The organism is Halobacteriovorax sp. HLS (assembly GCF_004006665.1).
GTDB lineage: Bacteria > Bdellovibrionota > Bacteriovoracia > Bacteriovoracales > Bacteriovoracaceae > Halobacteriovorax.
Genome location: NZ_QOCL01000014.1, coordinates 514,797 through 528,973, shown reverse-complemented (window position 1 = coordinate 528,973; position 14,177 = coordinate 514,797). Strand labels below are relative to the sequence as shown.

Genomic DNA, 14,177 nt, shown 5'->3' with positions numbered 1-14,177 from the left:
TTCCTATACCAACCCTTCAAAAATCTCTACTTGCTTCTCAACAACTTTTAAACTATCTAGCCAAAATTCTGACTTTGTTACATCTTTACCAAGATGCTTTTGAACAAGGTCTTCAACCTTCATCGTTCCAGTATCTCTCAATAGATTTATATAGGCTTCATTAAACTTATCACCAAGAGTTTCCCTCTGGGCCATAATTCCTAAGCTGAAGAGATATCCAAAAAGATAAGGATAGTTGTAAAAACCTAGTCCAGAAATAGAGAAGTGAAGCTTACTGGCCCAAAACATTTCATCATACTCTGTTAAAGAATTATCGTACCACTTACTCCAAGCTCCATTCATGAGCTCTTTTAACTCGTTAGCTGAAAGTGTTTGATCTTTTCTCTTTTCCACCATATTTTTTTCAAACTCAAAACGTGCTGGAATATTACACAGCATACCTGCTGCACTTTCACCATTTTGCCAAGCAATCTCCATTTTATCTTCTTTTGATTCAAGCGTTTCAAAGAGATAATCTCGAACTAAAGTTTCTGCAAAAATTGAAGCAGTCTCCGCAAGTGTCATTGAATAGTAGCTTGCCTCGATAGGAAGATCTCTTAAAACCCAATTATGATAAGCATGACCAAGTTCATGGGCGAGAGTGATTAAGTCCCCCATCGATCCGTTGTAAGTCATAAAAACTCTTGGCTCTCTAACATTAGCAAAGCCAGTACAGTATGCCCCAGGTCTTCTAAATTCAGATGGTTTTGCATCTATCCAATTTTTCTCATACATCATACGAGCAAAATCTCCCATCTCTACCGATAAAGATGAAAATGCTTTTTCAATAATATCAATGGCCTCGTTAAAAGGAATAGACTTGCTTTCTTTTTTCGGTGCCGGAGCAAGTAGATCCCACGGGCCAAGCTTATCTTTTCCAAAAACCTTTGCCATACATGCAATTGCTCGTTGACCAACTTCTCGTTTCTCAAAGGTAGAATTAATAAGTGAGTCTAAAGTCTCTCTAGTTATTCGTGACTGCTGGCAAGATACGTCTAAGTAGTGCAGCTGAGACTCTTGCGAACGAACAGTGTTTTCTTCAAGTCTCCAACCATTAATTGCATTTAAAATTGCTGCAGCTGAAACCTCTTGCTCGGTCCATGCTTTTTGAATAGCTCTCCATGCAGATTCACGCTTGGCCCCATCACTACCTCTAGTTAAAGAAGCTGCTGAGGCATAGTTTATTTTTTCTCCATCAACATCGCACATAAGCTTACCACTTATGTCATTATATAATTGTCCCCAAGCATGAAGACCATCTGTTGATAAACCAGAGATTAAAGACTCTCTTTTAACGTCAAGAGTATACTTTTTAAAATCTCTTAAAAGCTCGACCTGAAATCTCTTCGCACTTAATTCCCCTTCAAAAATATTTTCGACTAAGGAATCATCCAATCTAATAAGAAAGACTTCTAAAGGAGAGAACAATTTTGAAACATCTGCAGAAGCTTTCGAGATTTTCGAGTTTAAAGTACTAGCAACTGAGTTATTTGTATCAACTGATAAAATAGAGTTCACGTAAGTAGAAAGTGTTCTTGTAAGCACTGACACTTTTCTTGATGTTCTCATAACTTCTTGTGCAATAGTTATGAGTGATTTTTGTTCGTCTAATGTGACTGAGTCCCACTCATTTAATGCATTCGCTAATTTCGAACAATTTGAACTTTGAGAATTTGAAATTGTAGTTATTTGTGCGATGTCTTGTGGAATTTTTGGATCGTTAATTGATGAATAAATTTTTGAATTGTCCCATACTGTTGGTTCTAAAGTCATATATCCTCTTGAGTTTCATTAGAGTAGTCATCTAAAGCATCTGCTATTGCTTTTTCGTGAAGTTTTTCACTGACTAATCTATCCATTTCTTTAAAGAAGCTCTCAGTAAATTTCTTAGTATTGTATACGGACTTCTTAGAGATTGCCGTATACATTCCAGTTTCAATAATCAGTTGCTCTTGAATATCGAATTTATCTTTGAGTCCTAGTTTACTTATTACCGCTAAAGCTGCGTTTTGTCCCGCAATTAAGTAATCTGCTCTACCTCTAAGTAAAAATTGTAAGCACTGTTCAGTTTTAGATAAACGCTTTAAGATCTTGTGGTCATTATCTGCTTTATCAAACTTATCACCAAAGCTATCATTCACAATAGCAACACCATCAAATTGCTTTAGGTCTTTAAATTCATTAAACTTTATGACCTTCCCCTTTTTAGTAAAAATGGCAGTCTTATCCATCAAAAAAGGTCTTTCAGGGAATGTATAAACAAGCTCCCTCTTCGGAGTTTTATAGGGAGGGAGAAGAATATCTATTCTTCCACTTTTGACTTCCTCCTGTGCCCTTCCCCAGGTTCCTACAGGAACAAACCTCACAGTATGTCCAAGGTTTTTCAACGCTGCCTTAACGAGCTCAACAGAAGCTCCTTTTAAAGATCCTCCACTCTCCCACGCAATAGGAGGATAATCGGGATGGCCTGTGGCAGTTAACTCGGCCCCCAAAGTTAGAGGGCAAGCGACAATAAGGAGTAAGATAGAGAATAGTTTCATTCCACTATTTTAAGTTAGAAATGAATTAATTTGGAAATGTTCAGCGATCTTAAAATTAAATTAAGTTAAGATCGCTAACCAGCTGCTAGTAAGCGAGATCGACACTCATTGCCATGTGATCAGACGACTTTAAATGCCCATAGACTTCAGAGTCTAAGACTTTTAAGTCTCTTACAAAGATATAATCAATAATTCTTCCAGTCATACCAGAGCGATATCTATTGTCATTTCTAAAAGTAACTTCATTGAAACCAAGTTCCTTAAAGAAGTTTCTCATATATAATGTTTTCTTTTTTGATCGACAGTTAAAGTCTCCGCCAAAAACAACAGGTCCCTTATGATTTCTAATCATCGACTCCGTTTGTCTCAGCTGATGATAAAACGCAGACTTTCTAGCAAAGTTTATTGCGTGAATTGTAATCGCTAGTAAACTTTCACTCTTACCTTCTATCGGGTACAGAGCACTCGTAATAACTTTATGAGTTCTAACAAGTGGTTCTTTATATTTTGAACGTAGAACATCTACTTTCTTAGGTTCAACTTTTGATCCAATTAGTGTTCCTGTAAAAGATCCAACTTTCTTTGAATAAGTAAAACTTATCCCCGTATCCCATCTAAAATCTTTCATCTTTTCCAAAGTATTCTGAACTCTTAAATCAGAATCAGTTTCTTGAATAAGTAAGAGGTCTCTATCTTTAGAAAGCTCTGGAAAATCCTCTCTCCAAGAATCGTTCTTACCTTTATAAATATTCCAAACAAGAATAGAAATATTATCGGGATTTAGAGAAGTTCTCTTTGCCTTTCCCCTAACTAGATGCATTTCATCTAAAGGCGGTGTTTTAAACCTACCAAAGGAGAAGAAAGAGTGAGTTGACTGTATGCTCAGCGTACATGCTAGAGCGACTAATAACATCCGTGTATTTGTAATCATACTAATATATTACAGAGTTTTTCTAAATTGTGTCTAAAAAAAGTAACAGTTGTGAAATCTTATTAGAAAAAATAAAAAAGGCCTTCGATTGAGGCCTTTTCTTTAATTATCTGACTTTTAAAGTGGTGATTAATCCCAACGATTAAAAGTAATATGAACATTTGTTAAAAGGTCTCTTGTTACAAAGAAGTAACCTAAGTTTGATTCAACATAACAAACTCTCGAAGAAGGTGTTCCTCTAAGAACTTGCTCACAACGGCTATGTGATCTACCTCTTGAACCTCTTCCGAAGTTAACATCATTTCTTCTACAACCAACTTCTTCAAGAAGCTCTCTTACGATCTTTATAGAGAATGCAACATGATCATTTCCATAATCACGAATTTCAAGGTCATTTATATTAAGAGTATGAGTTGCAGAGTCTGCTGTGTACCCATCTGTTAAGTTATCTATACAGGTTGACTCGCTTGCTGAAGTAAATTGAGATACCGCTACTAAGAGAAAGCTTGTAATTAAAACTAGTCTTGCAATTTTCATATTTTGCTCCTTAGACATTGATCTAGTGTGTGTTTTACCGCTACAGATATAGCAAGCACAAAACAAAGAATCAAAGAAATTACTAAACTTTTTTACTATGATACTTATCTGACAAAGTAACGCTCCGCAAGGCCTTCGATATTATTCAGCATATATTTATTATTAGAAAAACTTAAAAAAACTATTAGCCAAAGCTGTTGTTTAGCAATATAAAAGCTCCACACTATAAATCTTACAAGGTAGATAACATGAAATTTGCTGCTTCCCTTTTAGTTTTACTTGTATCAATTAACACATTTGCTTCTAGCAATTACTACCCTCAAAAGTATGTAACTGGTCTTGAAGAAGGTACCTTAAGAGGTGCTGAGCTTAAAGAATCACTTTTCAAAATTTTAACAAGCTCTCACCAAAAATCTAATAATGGCAGAGACAAGCTAGGGTGTAGCTCTTCATCAAATGGTAGATGTTATCAATATAAAGTTCTCGGTTATAAAGGAGCTAGAAAAGTTCTTTTTGGAAAACTACATCTTGAAGAATCTAGCAACGGTTACTACGTAAAAGACGTTTACTGTCGTAAAGAAATAACAAATAGAGATACAAAAATTGGACCGAACTTAATCCCAAACAGTAATATTATGAACTGTGAGCACACTTGGCCACAGAGTAAGTTCACTAATAAGTTTGATAACGAAACTCAAAAAAGTGATCTTCACCACCTATACCCTACTGACTCAAGAGCAAATAGCATTAGAGGTAATTACGACTTTTCAAATGTTGGTTCTGGAGAGCTCAATAACTGTGAAGCCTCAAGATCTGAAGGGCATGGAGGAAAATTTGAGCCACCAACTGAACACAAAGGTAATGTTGCAAGAGCACTTTTTTACTTCTCAGTTAGATATCAAATCGAAATAAACGCACAGCAAGAAAAAGTTTTAAGACAGTGGCACAATCAAGACCCTGTAGATGCTGAAGAAATGGAAAGAAATGAGGGAATTTACACTGTTCAACAAAACAGAAACCCATTCATTGATTTTCCTCACCTCGTAGACTCAATACAGAATTTCTAATCTCTTTAATTATTGCCCGGCATCATTGTCCGGGCTTTTTTTTTTCTAATTCAATCCTAACAAATTTATAAGACCAAACTAATAAAAAAGATTGGCCAGACCTTAATTAAATCATGTAAAATTTTCACGAATCAACCAAAGGAAATAACTTGAAAAACCTTATTTTACTGGCCTCAATTCTCTTTTCGACACTAACCCTTGCTGGACATACTTATTACCCGCAATCATTCCAAGACTCTTTGGATAATGGTAATTTAAAAGATGAAGCTCTAAGACAGGCCATTAAGAAGGTTTTAAAAAGCTCTCACTCTAAGCACTCAAACGGTCCAGACACCCTAGGTTGCAACAGAGGCGAAGGTCAGTGTTACTCAAATATTAACTTGGGTTATAAAGGAGCAAGAACTCATCTCTTTGGAAATGTAGAACTTGGACACCTTGAACAAGTAGACGGAAAATATCAGTTAGTTGATGTTTACTGCCAAAAGAAGTTCACTTCAGGAAGCGCTGGAACAATCGGACCTAGAAGTATTCCAAATAGTAATATGCTTAATTGTGAACATACATGGCCACAAAGTAAGTTTACAGGTTCAGATAGCCGTTTCCAAAAAAGTGATCTACACCACCTCTTTCCTACTGACTCTAAAGCTAATAGCGTAAGAGGAAATCATGACTTTGGAATTGTAAATTCTGGACGTGCTCCAACAAGTAACTGTAGTGCTTCACAAGCAACATCAAGAGCATATCAGCCACCATTTGAGCATAGAGGAAATGTTGCAAGAGCAATGTTCTACTTCGCTGTTAGATACGATGGTAAAATAAACGATAAAATGGAAAGTGCTCTTAGAAAGTGGCACGAAGAAGATCCTGTAGATCAGGCAGAAATAGATAGAAATAACGCAGTTTACAAAGTTCAAAATAATAGAAATCCATTTATTGATTATCCAAACCTTATTTATAAGTTAAAAAACCTGTAAAATTCATACACTACATATCTTTTCTCCCCTCAAAGTGTTAAAAAATAGCCACACTATTTAAACTTTGAGGGGAGAACTTTATGATGAAGTCCATTGTTGTATTACTTGCTGTTGTTGCATCTTTAAATTCATTCGCTAAAACTACGATAAAAATTCAGTGCCAAGAAATGGATTATCCATTTGTTAATAGATTTAGCTTAAGTGCTGAGCTTGAAGTATCGACTACATTAAGAAGTTTAGGTGTCGCTAGATTTTACAACCAGTCATTAACAATGAGCTTAACCAATAGTGGTGTTGACGGAACAACTTCTGAAACGATTGAAGTAAACTCAAGAGGAAAGGTTAAATATTTTGGTCCAGGAACTTTATCTAACAATGAAGTGATATTAATCCAATCTACGGCCAAAGACTCAGAAGGTTATTTTATAAACCTTCTTTTAGATCACCCAACTAAAAATAGCAGTCAAATCAGAACAACTGATGGCAAAGTTTATAAGTCAAACTGTACAATTGTTTCTGAAAGATCTTGTGTATTTGGTGAAACTTTAAGAGAGCTAAAAAACTCAAAAGAATTTACTTCTAAAGTTCTTGGAGACTTCTTCGTTGCTTCTAGAATTTATGAAGACACTTTATATGCTGAATCAGATATTGACTTCAAGCCAGAAGTTAGAAAAATGGAATTCACTCACACTGCAACTCGAAGAACGTTTACAGCATTCTACACTTTTGAAGACGAGTGGGATGGTGGAAACACTATTGGTTGGATTGAAGATAGCTATGGAAATAAAGTTTCTTCAATCAATGATGGCGATTTATCAGAATGTAAAGCTTATAGATAATTACTAAAAAGGAGCCTTTGGCTCCTTTTTTTATATAGTTTTTGAAAAATTCTTAACTGTTCCACTCATATATGGATCTAATAACATTGCAAAGTTTCTCATAAAAGGTCTACCTTTATCAGTCACAACGTATTTATTTCCTTTAATTTCTCCGAGCTCATCTGCAATAAATTCTTTAGAGAGTCCATCAATTTGATCAGTAAGCTCAATTGATTCATGGCAAAGAAATTCAATGATCTTCTTTTCGTTCTCTAAATCTAATTCAGATTGAATATGACCATTTATAACAGCAATCTCACCACTTTTTACTCCTTCAGTGTATTTGCCCACATCTTTTTCATTTTGAAGAAAGCTCTTTAACGAATAAGATATTGAGCTTGGACCTAGTCCAATTAATGCAGAAGCCTTTTTATGGGTATATCCCATAAAATTACGTGTCAAATAGCCTTGCTCTTTAGCATTAGCAAGTAAACTTCCTTTCTTAGCAAAGTGGTCAAAACCTATTTCTATATATTCAAATTTAGAAAACTCTTCTCTCGCCTTAACAAAGAGATTAAATTTATCGATACCTGTTGCTAGATCTTTCTCATTAATGAGTTTCTGGTTGGAAATTTTCCACGGCACGTGAGCATAACTATAAAAAGAAATTGAACTAGGTGCAAGCTGTACAACTTTTTCAATTGTGCTCGAAACAGAGTCTAGAGTTTGCTTTGGAAGACCATAAATTAAATCAAAGTTAATATCTTCTATTCCCTTATCATTAAGCTTATCTACAAGAGTCTTAACCATTTCAAATGGTTGAATTCTTGTAATGGCCTCTTGAACTTCTAGATCAAAGTCCTGGATACCAAGCGATACTTTATTAAAGCCGTACTTAACTAATAGTTCAATATGTTCATCTAAGCAGGTTCTAGGATCAATCTCCATGGCACCTATAAAACCTTCATTAAACATAGGAGATAGCTTACTAAGTAGTAAATCTAGGTCTTGTGGCCTTAGAAATGTTGGAGTCCCTCCACCAAAATGAATGGAATTAATTCTAATATCACCTAATTGTGATTTATAAATATCCCACTCTTTTAATATTATTTCGACAAGATCAGTTCCCTTATCTCTATTTCTCGTGATGACTCTTTGGCAACCACAGTAGCGGCAAAGCTTTTCACAAAAAGGAATGTGAATATAAAGGTCTATTGAATTATCATCTGTTAAAGTTTCCCGCAGATGAGAGAACCATGTCTGAAGTTCAGGAGCCCCATTCCAAAAAGGAAGAGGAGGATAACTGGTGTATCTTGGGGCATTGGTAGAGTATTTTTTGATTAGATTTTCCATAATGTCTTTATGACATGAAATAGAAAAAAAACTCTGATCTAGCTCAGTTTAGTATGAAATTTCGTGTAATTTCTTAAGTTCAACAGTTACACTTGAGTTATTTAGAATAATTGCCTTAAAGAGACCACTTTTCTTATTGGTTATGAAGTTAAATACATGATCTTTATTTGTACCTGTAAATAAATCAATGTGATTACCTTTTATTGCCCCTCCCTTATCTCCAGCAAAGAAGAAGCCATCATGGACAAAACTCTCACCTAGCCACATAAATTTTATTCCCTTGGCCTTAGGAATAAAAACTGCACTCCCAAAAGGAATAACCGATGGGTCTACTGCAATTGTACGATAAGGTATGAGAGAATAATTCTCAATTCCATCTCCCCATCTAGATCTAGCTGAGCGAAATCTCACTTTATTAGTGGCAGGAAAATCATCTCCAAAGTATGGACTACAATCGACCTGCTTAGTTGTTGTTCCGGCATAATTATAAGTATTCATCGTTCCTCCAGGAAAAATAACACTTACAGAACCTTCCATTGCGCTATAGCACCACTCTTTTCTTGAAAGCAAAACAGGATATACACCACTAACGAGTGAATTATCTCCCAGATCCTTAAGGGGAATACCGTTCATTTTTACATGGTATACAGGGGTATAATAATTTGTTCCCCAAAGACTTAGCTCTTTACCCTCAATATCTTTTGAAGAGAAATCAAAGTCCACCACAGTGCGAACTTTACTCGCACAAGAGACTACAAAAAGAAGAGAAATAATTAATAAAAACTTCATAATTAACCTTAGAAAATATACCAATAGTCTAGTGACTTATTTCCAATGTGCCAATTAAAGATATCTAACAATCAATCTCTTTAATAACCTTAGAAAGATCGACTTCCAACTTAAGCTTCTGTTCAATTACAGATTTTAATTCAAGTTGTGCCTGCTCATCACCATGAACAAGAACAACTTTTGCCTCTGGATTTTTATTTGTCGAAAGCCATTCCAACAACTCTGACTGATCAGCATGGGCCGAAAGGTTTTCCAAGAAATTGACTTGGGCCTTAACTGTCATTTTATGACCCAACAAAGAAATCTCATTTTTGTCATGTTGAAGGTCATGGCCAATAGTCCCCTCACCTTGATAACCTATTAATAGCACAATATTATTATCGTACTTTCCAAAATGATCTAGATGTTCAAGGACTCTACCTCCACTAACCATTCCACTCGCAGCAATAATGATCAAGGGACCCTTTCTCTTGTTTAATTTAGAATACTCTTTGGAGAACTCTAAAAATCTAACTCCACTCATAGAATCACTGAAACTCTCTTTAGTTAAATTAGTTTGTTCAGAGTAATTTCTGTAAACTTCAGTAACAAGATTCGTCATTGGACTATTCACAAATGCAGGTATTTTTAAATCTTCCCTTCTAGAGAAAATTTCACTCAAGTAATGAATAAAGAGTTGTGCTCTTGCTACTGCAAAACTAGGAACTAGTAAGACTTTACTATCTTTTACAACTCTTTCTAAGATCTTCTCAAGCTCAATGACAGGATCCTTTTTAGAATGAATTCTATTTCCATAGGTTGACTCCATCACAATTAAATCACAGTGGTGAATCTCACTAGGTGCTGGCATTAACGGATCATTTAACCTGCCAAGGTCTCCTGAGAATAAAACAGTCTTATCTTCTTTAATATAGACACAAGAGGCTCCAAGAATATGACCAGCTCTTCTAAAAGTAACTTCAAGACCGTGACAAGAAAAGATATGGTCAAATTCTACGGGACTAAAGAGTTCAAAAGACTTTTGAACATCTTGTGCATCATAGAGAGGTGTAGAAAGGGGATTCTTTTCTGACGTATATTTAGATGCATCAGACTCTTGTATTTTAGCGCTATCAATTAAAATAATTTTTGCAATTTCAATCGTAGCTGCAGTTGCAAAAATCTTCCCTTGAAAACCTTCTTTTACTAACTTTGGAATCATTCCACAGTGGTCGAGATGCCCATGTGTTAAAAATATTGCATCTAGATCCTTGGCCATAAATCCAAGAGACTCTCGGTTTAACAGCTGCTCTTCTTTTTGGCCTTGATAAAGGCCACAATCTACAAGAAACTTCTTAGATTTAGCTTCAATAAGATACTTAGAACCAGTAACCGTTTTAGTTGCCCCTAAGAATGATATTTTCATTGTTGCCTCAATTTTTGGATTTCTTTTAAAACTAAGAATCGATCATGTTCGTCATAGTCTAGTTCTTCAAGCATATCTATATTTTCCTCTAATTGCTTGATCACTACAATTTTTCTTTCCAGCAGAATCGAAGCCACCTTCTTCTTAATCGTTCTAAGACAAGTAATCGGATAGACTTTATATCTAATAATATTTCCAATCATTGAATACTCAGGGTCTTTATTGAGAGAGAGCAACATCATACCAACACCATTAGCATAAGTTACAGCATCTCCGGAAAAGTGTGTATTAGTACAAATAGCAAACTTATCAAAATCTCTTGAATCTGGATTATTTTTAATATCAAGAGATCTCGCGTGAATATAGAGGGCCGTCTTGATATCATTCTTATGAGATTTTGAATTATGAAACTTGCACTCCGCCATGATAGTCATATCTGGTCTAGTCGCTATAACATCGACTTCATGACTAACGTGTTTTCCTTTAACAACAACCCCTACTTCTGTTGCAAACCCTTTTGCTTTAAAAAGTTCGCTACAAAGGATTTCAAAAGGATAGCCTGATGGACCTAAGTCCAATATAGATCTTTTTATACGATAGTTAGCTGCATGTATTTTAGATTTTTTTTGTAAACTAGAAAAAGCGAGATTATGAACTCTTGTAGAACTCATTCCGGGTTTAATTTTTGGCATTAGCTCCTGAATAACCTCAGATGCCATCTTTTGCCCAACCCCAGTTAAGATAAGACTCTCTCTCAATTTTTTTTCATCAAATTCTTCAATAAAGCCAGAAAATTTCTTTATATGAAAACTATTCATGGAATCTCTCCTCTAAAACTTAAGTTATACTACCTTAGTCACAGAGGAGAAAAAAGAAAATATTTTAGAATGTATAAGCGAATAGAGCAGCAATAGAGTTCGCCTTAAGTCCAGTTCCACCATCAGCGACTGAATAATCGATATCACGGTAGTACTCAATATATAGACTCATATTTTCGACAAGCTCTCTAGAGGCTCCTATGGAGTATCTCTTTTGCGCAACGGAGAGATTTACAGATTCCTTAGACCTTTGCAATGAAGTAGCAAAGACCATTTTCTTTCCCCACAAATTTCTCGTGTAGGAAAGTTCGGTATGGTAGGCAGAAATTTTTGCACCACTATTTTTAAAGGCCAAGTCATTACTATTAAATCTACTAAAAGAAGTAATATATTCACCAAAGAGCTTAAAACCATTTTCAAATTGATATCGTAAAGAAACCACAGAACCATCAACGTACTTTCTATTAGTGGTCAACTTTGAAGCAAGTCTTTCAGAATCATTCAAATTATTAATATATCCAAGAGCAACTAACCAATTATCTTTTTCAATATTAATTTCCCCACCATAACTATCAATTCTATCACCTTTTATAGATACATCAGCATCTCCGTTGAAGAAATAACCGCTAAATGTAAAGATACCTTCCCTTACAGAAGCTCCGACAGCGGCCTGCTTAGTTTTACCGATAACTTTAGCATAACTAGAATAAACTAAACTTGCTTCGTACTTTCCAAATGGTAACTGGTACCTTCCTACCTTAATAGTGGTATCGCCTGAGGCCTTATAGTTAAGAAATCCTTGGTCCATTCTTAAATCGGCATAACCATCAGCATGGAAGAACTCAATTTCTGCTGAGATCTTATTGCTTAGATTAGACTTTCCCGTAAAGCTTGCTTCTGATAAGTAAACATCACTTGTAGCAGAGGTATTAAAGTTATCAACATATTCACTGATCACTTCGATATAGCCGGAAAAGACCACATTTGGTTTATACATTAGATCACTATTTTTACTGGTCTGCTCTTGTGCAAAAGTAGTATTAGAAAGAGCAAAGGCCAATAGTATTATTGATATTATTTTCATGAGGTTCTCCTATATATAAAATTATAATTAGGAAAAAGATGAAGTGATAAGTTTTGTCTCATGGAAAGAATAAGAACGTATTTCTAGAAGTATTACTATGAGTTGAAAGTTATAGAGTAATAGAAACTTAATATTATCAAGGAAATTTTTTCTCAAAAAAAAAGGCCCTCAATAGAGGGCCAATAAATTATTAGAATAAAGCGGCAGGATCCATTGTCTCAAGCGTATTTATAACATGCTTTAAGAATTTAGAACCAATTTCACCATCAATTACTCTGTGATCATAAGTATGAGTTGCATACATTATATCTCTAATAGCAATTGCTAGCTCATCTGTACAAACTGGAGTCTTCTTGATTGTTCCAACACAGAAGATACCAAGCTGTGGTTGAAGAATAACTGGAGTTGCAGCAAGAATTCCAAATGAACCATTGTTAGTGAAAGTATAAGTTCCACCAGACATATCATCCATAGTAAGCTTCTTAGCTCTAGCTTTCTCTACTAGAGTATTAAGCGCTCTTGCAATTCCTCTAATATTTAAGTTGTCTGCTCCTTTAATTACAGGGACAACAAGACCATTACCTGGAACTGCTACAGCACAACCAAGGTTAATGTCTTTCTTATAAACAATATTATCTCCATCAATTGAAGCATTAACAATTGGGAACTCTTTAAGAGCTTGAACAAGTGCATATAGAATGAAGTGAGTATAAGTAAGAGAGTATCCCTCTTGCTTTTTAAACTCATGTTTAAATCCTTCTCTAAACTTAACAAGGTTAGACATATCAACCTGATCAATTGAGTTAACGTGTGGAGAAGTCATTTTAGAAGCAATCATATTCTTAGCAATTGCTTTTCTCATATTATCCATCGGAACAATCTCAACTCTATCACTAGAAGAGAATACTGGAGCTTTAGCAGCGGCAGGAGCCGATGGTGCAGCCGCTCTAGCAGGTTGAGCTGGAGCAGAAGTTGTTGTAGGAGCTGAGCCACGATTTCCGAGGTAGTTCATAAAGTCAGCTTTATTAACTCTTCCAGCTGCTCCACTACCTGAGATATTTGCAAGTTCACTAAGAGCAACTCCGTGTTTAGCTGCAAGGGCTTTTACAAGTGGAGTATAAAACCTTCTTTCACCTGATACTGCTGCGGCTGCTGGAGCAGTCGTCGTTACAGTTGCAGTTTGTGCAGGAGAGGCAGCTGCTGCTACGGCTCCACCTGCTGCTCCAAAAGGAATATCAAGATTCTGTTCAATTGACGCAATCTTAATTCCAACATCTACTGTTTCACCTTCAGAAAAAAGAATCTCTTCAATTCTTCCTGCTACAGGTGAAGGTATTTCTGATTCTACTTTATCAGTAGATATTTCAAGTAATGTTTCATCAATTTCAACCATATCACCTGGTGCTTTGTGCCACTTAGTAATTGTTCCATTTGTAATTGACTCCCCCATTTGAGGCATTACAACATCCATTCTCTCACTTCCTGCAGCAGGAGCGCTTGATGTTGTTGCGGCCGGGGCCGATGGCGCTGGAGCACTTGGAGCCGAAGCCGGTCCACCAACAGATGCATTTGCATCATCATCGATAACTGCGATTAAAATGCCTACATCAACAGTTTCACCTTCAGCATATTTGATTTCAACAATTTTACCAGCAATTGGTGAAGGGATTTCTGATTCAACTTTGTCAGTTGAGATTTCAAGTAGAGTTTCATCAATCTCAACCATATCACCAGCGGCTTTATGCCATTTAGTGATCGTTCCATTTGTAATTGATTCACCCATTTGAGGCATTACAATATCATGTCTCATAATTATCTCCTG

Annotated in this window: 13 protein-coding genes; 3 read left to right on the top strand and 10 right to left on the bottom strand. The window is 35.7% G+C overall.

Going from position 1 to position 14,177, the window contains the following annotated elements; genetic code table 11:
- Positions 1–3: 3 nt before the first annotated feature.
- The 4 genes from DPQ89_RS16550 to DPQ89_RS16535 all read right to left on the bottom strand — a co-directional run bounded on the left by DPQ89_RS16550 (position 4) and on the right by DPQ89_RS16535 (position 4,047).
- Positions 4–1,812, bottom strand: a complete 1,809-nt coding sequence (locus tag DPQ89_RS16550; protein ID WP_127718144.1) for a M3 family oligoendopeptidase — start codon at positions 1,810–1,812, stop codon at positions 4–6.
- On the bottom strand, positions 1,809–2,579 hold the full coding sequence (locus DPQ89_RS16545) for an ABC transporter substrate-binding protein (RefSeq protein WP_127718143.1): 771 nt from the start codon (positions 2,577–2,579) through the stop codon (positions 1,809–1,811). Before DPQ89_RS16545 ends, DPQ89_RS16550 begins: the two co-directional genes overlap by 4 nt.
- An 85-nt stretch (positions 2,580–2,664) precedes the next feature.
- Positions 2,665–3,510 carry an endonuclease/exonuclease/phosphatase family protein gene (locus DPQ89_RS16540; protein ID WP_127718142.1) on the bottom strand — a complete coding sequence of 282 codons (846 nt, stop codon included), beginning with the start codon at positions 3,508–3,510 and terminating at the stop codon, positions 2,665–2,667.
- Positions 3,511–3,639: 129 nt separating this feature from the next.
- Positions 3,640–4,047 (bottom strand): hypothetical protein, encoded by a 408-nt coding sequence (locus DPQ89_RS16535; protein WP_127718141.1) that lies wholly within the window; start codon positions 4,045–4,047, stop codon positions 3,640–3,642.
- A 248-nt stretch (positions 4,048–4,295) separates the two neighbouring features.
- On the opposite strand from DPQ89_RS16535, the gene DPQ89_RS16530 reads away from it, so the two are divergent.
- The 3 genes from DPQ89_RS16530 (at position 4,296) to DPQ89_RS16520 (ending at position 6,927) form a co-directional block, all read left to right on the top strand.
- The gene (locus DPQ89_RS16530) at positions 4,296–5,114 is read left to right on the top strand and encodes an endonuclease I family protein (RefSeq protein ID WP_127718140.1); all 819 of its coding nucleotides are present in this window, start codon (positions 4,296–4,298) and stop codon (positions 5,112–5,114) included.
- 149 nt (positions 5,115–5,263) lie between these two features.
- The gene (locus tag DPQ89_RS16525; protein WP_127718139.1) at positions 5,264–6,088 is read left to right on the top strand and encodes an endonuclease I family protein; all 825 of its coding nucleotides are present in this window, start codon (positions 5,264–5,266) and stop codon (positions 6,086–6,088) included.
- 80 nt (positions 6,089–6,168) lie between these two features.
- Positions 6,169–6,927, top strand: a complete 759-nt coding sequence (locus tag DPQ89_RS16520) for a hypothetical protein (protein ID WP_127718138.1) — start codon at positions 6,169–6,171, stop codon at positions 6,925–6,927.
- A gap of 30 nt (positions 6,928–6,957) precedes the next feature.
- Here the strand turns inward: DPQ89_RS16520 and hemN are convergent, their stop codons facing one another.
- The 6 genes from hemN to DPQ89_RS16490 form a co-directional block, all read right to left on the bottom strand.
- On the bottom strand, positions 6,958–8,259 hold the full coding sequence (gene hemN / locus DPQ89_RS16515) for an oxygen-independent coproporphyrinogen III oxidase (RefSeq protein WP_127718137.1): 1,302 nt from the start codon (positions 8,257–8,259) through the stop codon (positions 6,958–6,960).
- A gap of 48 nt (positions 8,260–8,307) precedes the next feature.
- Positions 8,308–9,048 (bottom strand): 3D domain-containing protein, encoded by a 741-nt coding sequence (locus DPQ89_RS16510; protein ID WP_127718136.1) that lies wholly within the window; start codon positions 9,046–9,048, stop codon positions 8,308–8,310.
- 64 nt (positions 9,049–9,112) lie between these two features.
- Positions 9,113–10,453 carry an MBL fold metallo-hydrolase gene (locus DPQ89_RS16505; RefSeq protein WP_127718135.1) on the bottom strand — a complete coding sequence of 447 codons (1,341 nt, stop codon included), beginning with the start codon at positions 10,451–10,453 and terminating at the stop codon, positions 9,113–9,115.
- Entirely contained in the window at positions 10,450–11,271 is an 822-nt protein-coding gene (locus tag DPQ89_RS16500; RefSeq protein WP_127718134.1) for a restriction endonuclease, read from the bottom strand. The genes DPQ89_RS16505 and DPQ89_RS16500 overlap by 4 nt, the downstream gene beginning before the upstream one ends.
- Before the next feature lie 64 nt (positions 11,272–11,335).
- Positions 11,336–12,355: an LbtU family siderophore porin gene (locus tag DPQ89_RS16495; RefSeq protein ID WP_127718133.1), complete on the bottom strand. Its 1,020-nt coding sequence runs from the start codon at positions 12,353–12,355 to the stop codon at positions 11,336–11,338.
- 190 nt (positions 12,356–12,545) lie between these two features.
- Positions 12,546–14,165: a 2-oxo acid dehydrogenase subunit E2 gene (locus tag DPQ89_RS16490; RefSeq protein WP_127718132.1), complete on the bottom strand. Its 1,620-nt coding sequence runs from the start codon at positions 14,163–14,165 to the stop codon at positions 12,546–12,548.
- Positions 14,166–14,177: the final 12 nt, after the last annotated feature.

What these genes read in the sequence shown, in the direction of transcription:
- DPQ89_RS16550 (WP_127718144.1), bottom strand. Translation starts at nt 1,812, where the DNA reads ATGACTTTAGAACCAACAGTATGGGACAATTCAAAAATTTATTCATCA.
- DPQ89_RS16545 (WP_127718143.1), bottom strand. Translation starts at nt 2,579, where the DNA reads ATGAAACTATTCTCTATCTTACTCCTTATTGTCGCTTGCCCTCTAACT.
- DPQ89_RS16540 (WP_127718142.1), bottom strand. Translation starts at nt 3,510, where the DNA reads ATGATTACAAATACACGGATGTTATTAGTCGCTCTAGCATGTACGCTG.
- DPQ89_RS16535 (WP_127718141.1), bottom strand. Translation starts at nt 4,047, where the DNA reads ATGAAAATTGCAAGACTAGTTTTAATTACAAGCTTTCTCTTAGTAGCG.
- DPQ89_RS16530 (WP_127718140.1), top strand. Translation starts at nt 4,296, where the DNA reads ATGAAATTTGCTGCTTCCCTTTTAGTTTTACTTGTATCAATTAACACA.
- DPQ89_RS16520 (WP_127718138.1), top strand. Translation starts at nt 6,169, where the DNA reads ATGATGAAGTCCATTGTTGTATTACTTGCTGTTGTTGCATCTTTAAAT.
- hemN (WP_127718137.1), bottom strand. Translation starts at nt 8,259, where the DNA reads ATGGAAAATCTAATCAAAAAATACTCTACCAATGCCCCAAGATACACC.
- DPQ89_RS16510 (WP_127718136.1), bottom strand. Translation starts at nt 9,048, where the DNA reads ATGAAGTTTTTATTAATTATTTCTCTTCTTTTTGTAGTCTCTTGTGCG.
- DPQ89_RS16505 (WP_127718135.1), bottom strand. Translation starts at nt 10,453, where the DNA reads ATGAAAATATCATTCTTAGGGGCAACTAAAACGGTTACTGGTTCTAAG.
- DPQ89_RS16500 (WP_127718134.1), bottom strand. Translation starts at nt 11,271, where the DNA reads ATGAATAGTTTTCATATAAAGAAATTTTCTGGCTTTATTGAAGAATTT.
- DPQ89_RS16495 (WP_127718133.1), bottom strand. Translation starts at nt 12,355, where the DNA reads ATGAAAATAATATCAATAATACTATTGGCCTTTGCTCTTTCTAATACT.
- DPQ89_RS16490 (WP_127718132.1), bottom strand. Translation starts at nt 14,165, where the DNA reads ATGAGACATGATATTGTAATGCCTCAAATGGGTGAATCAATTACAAAT.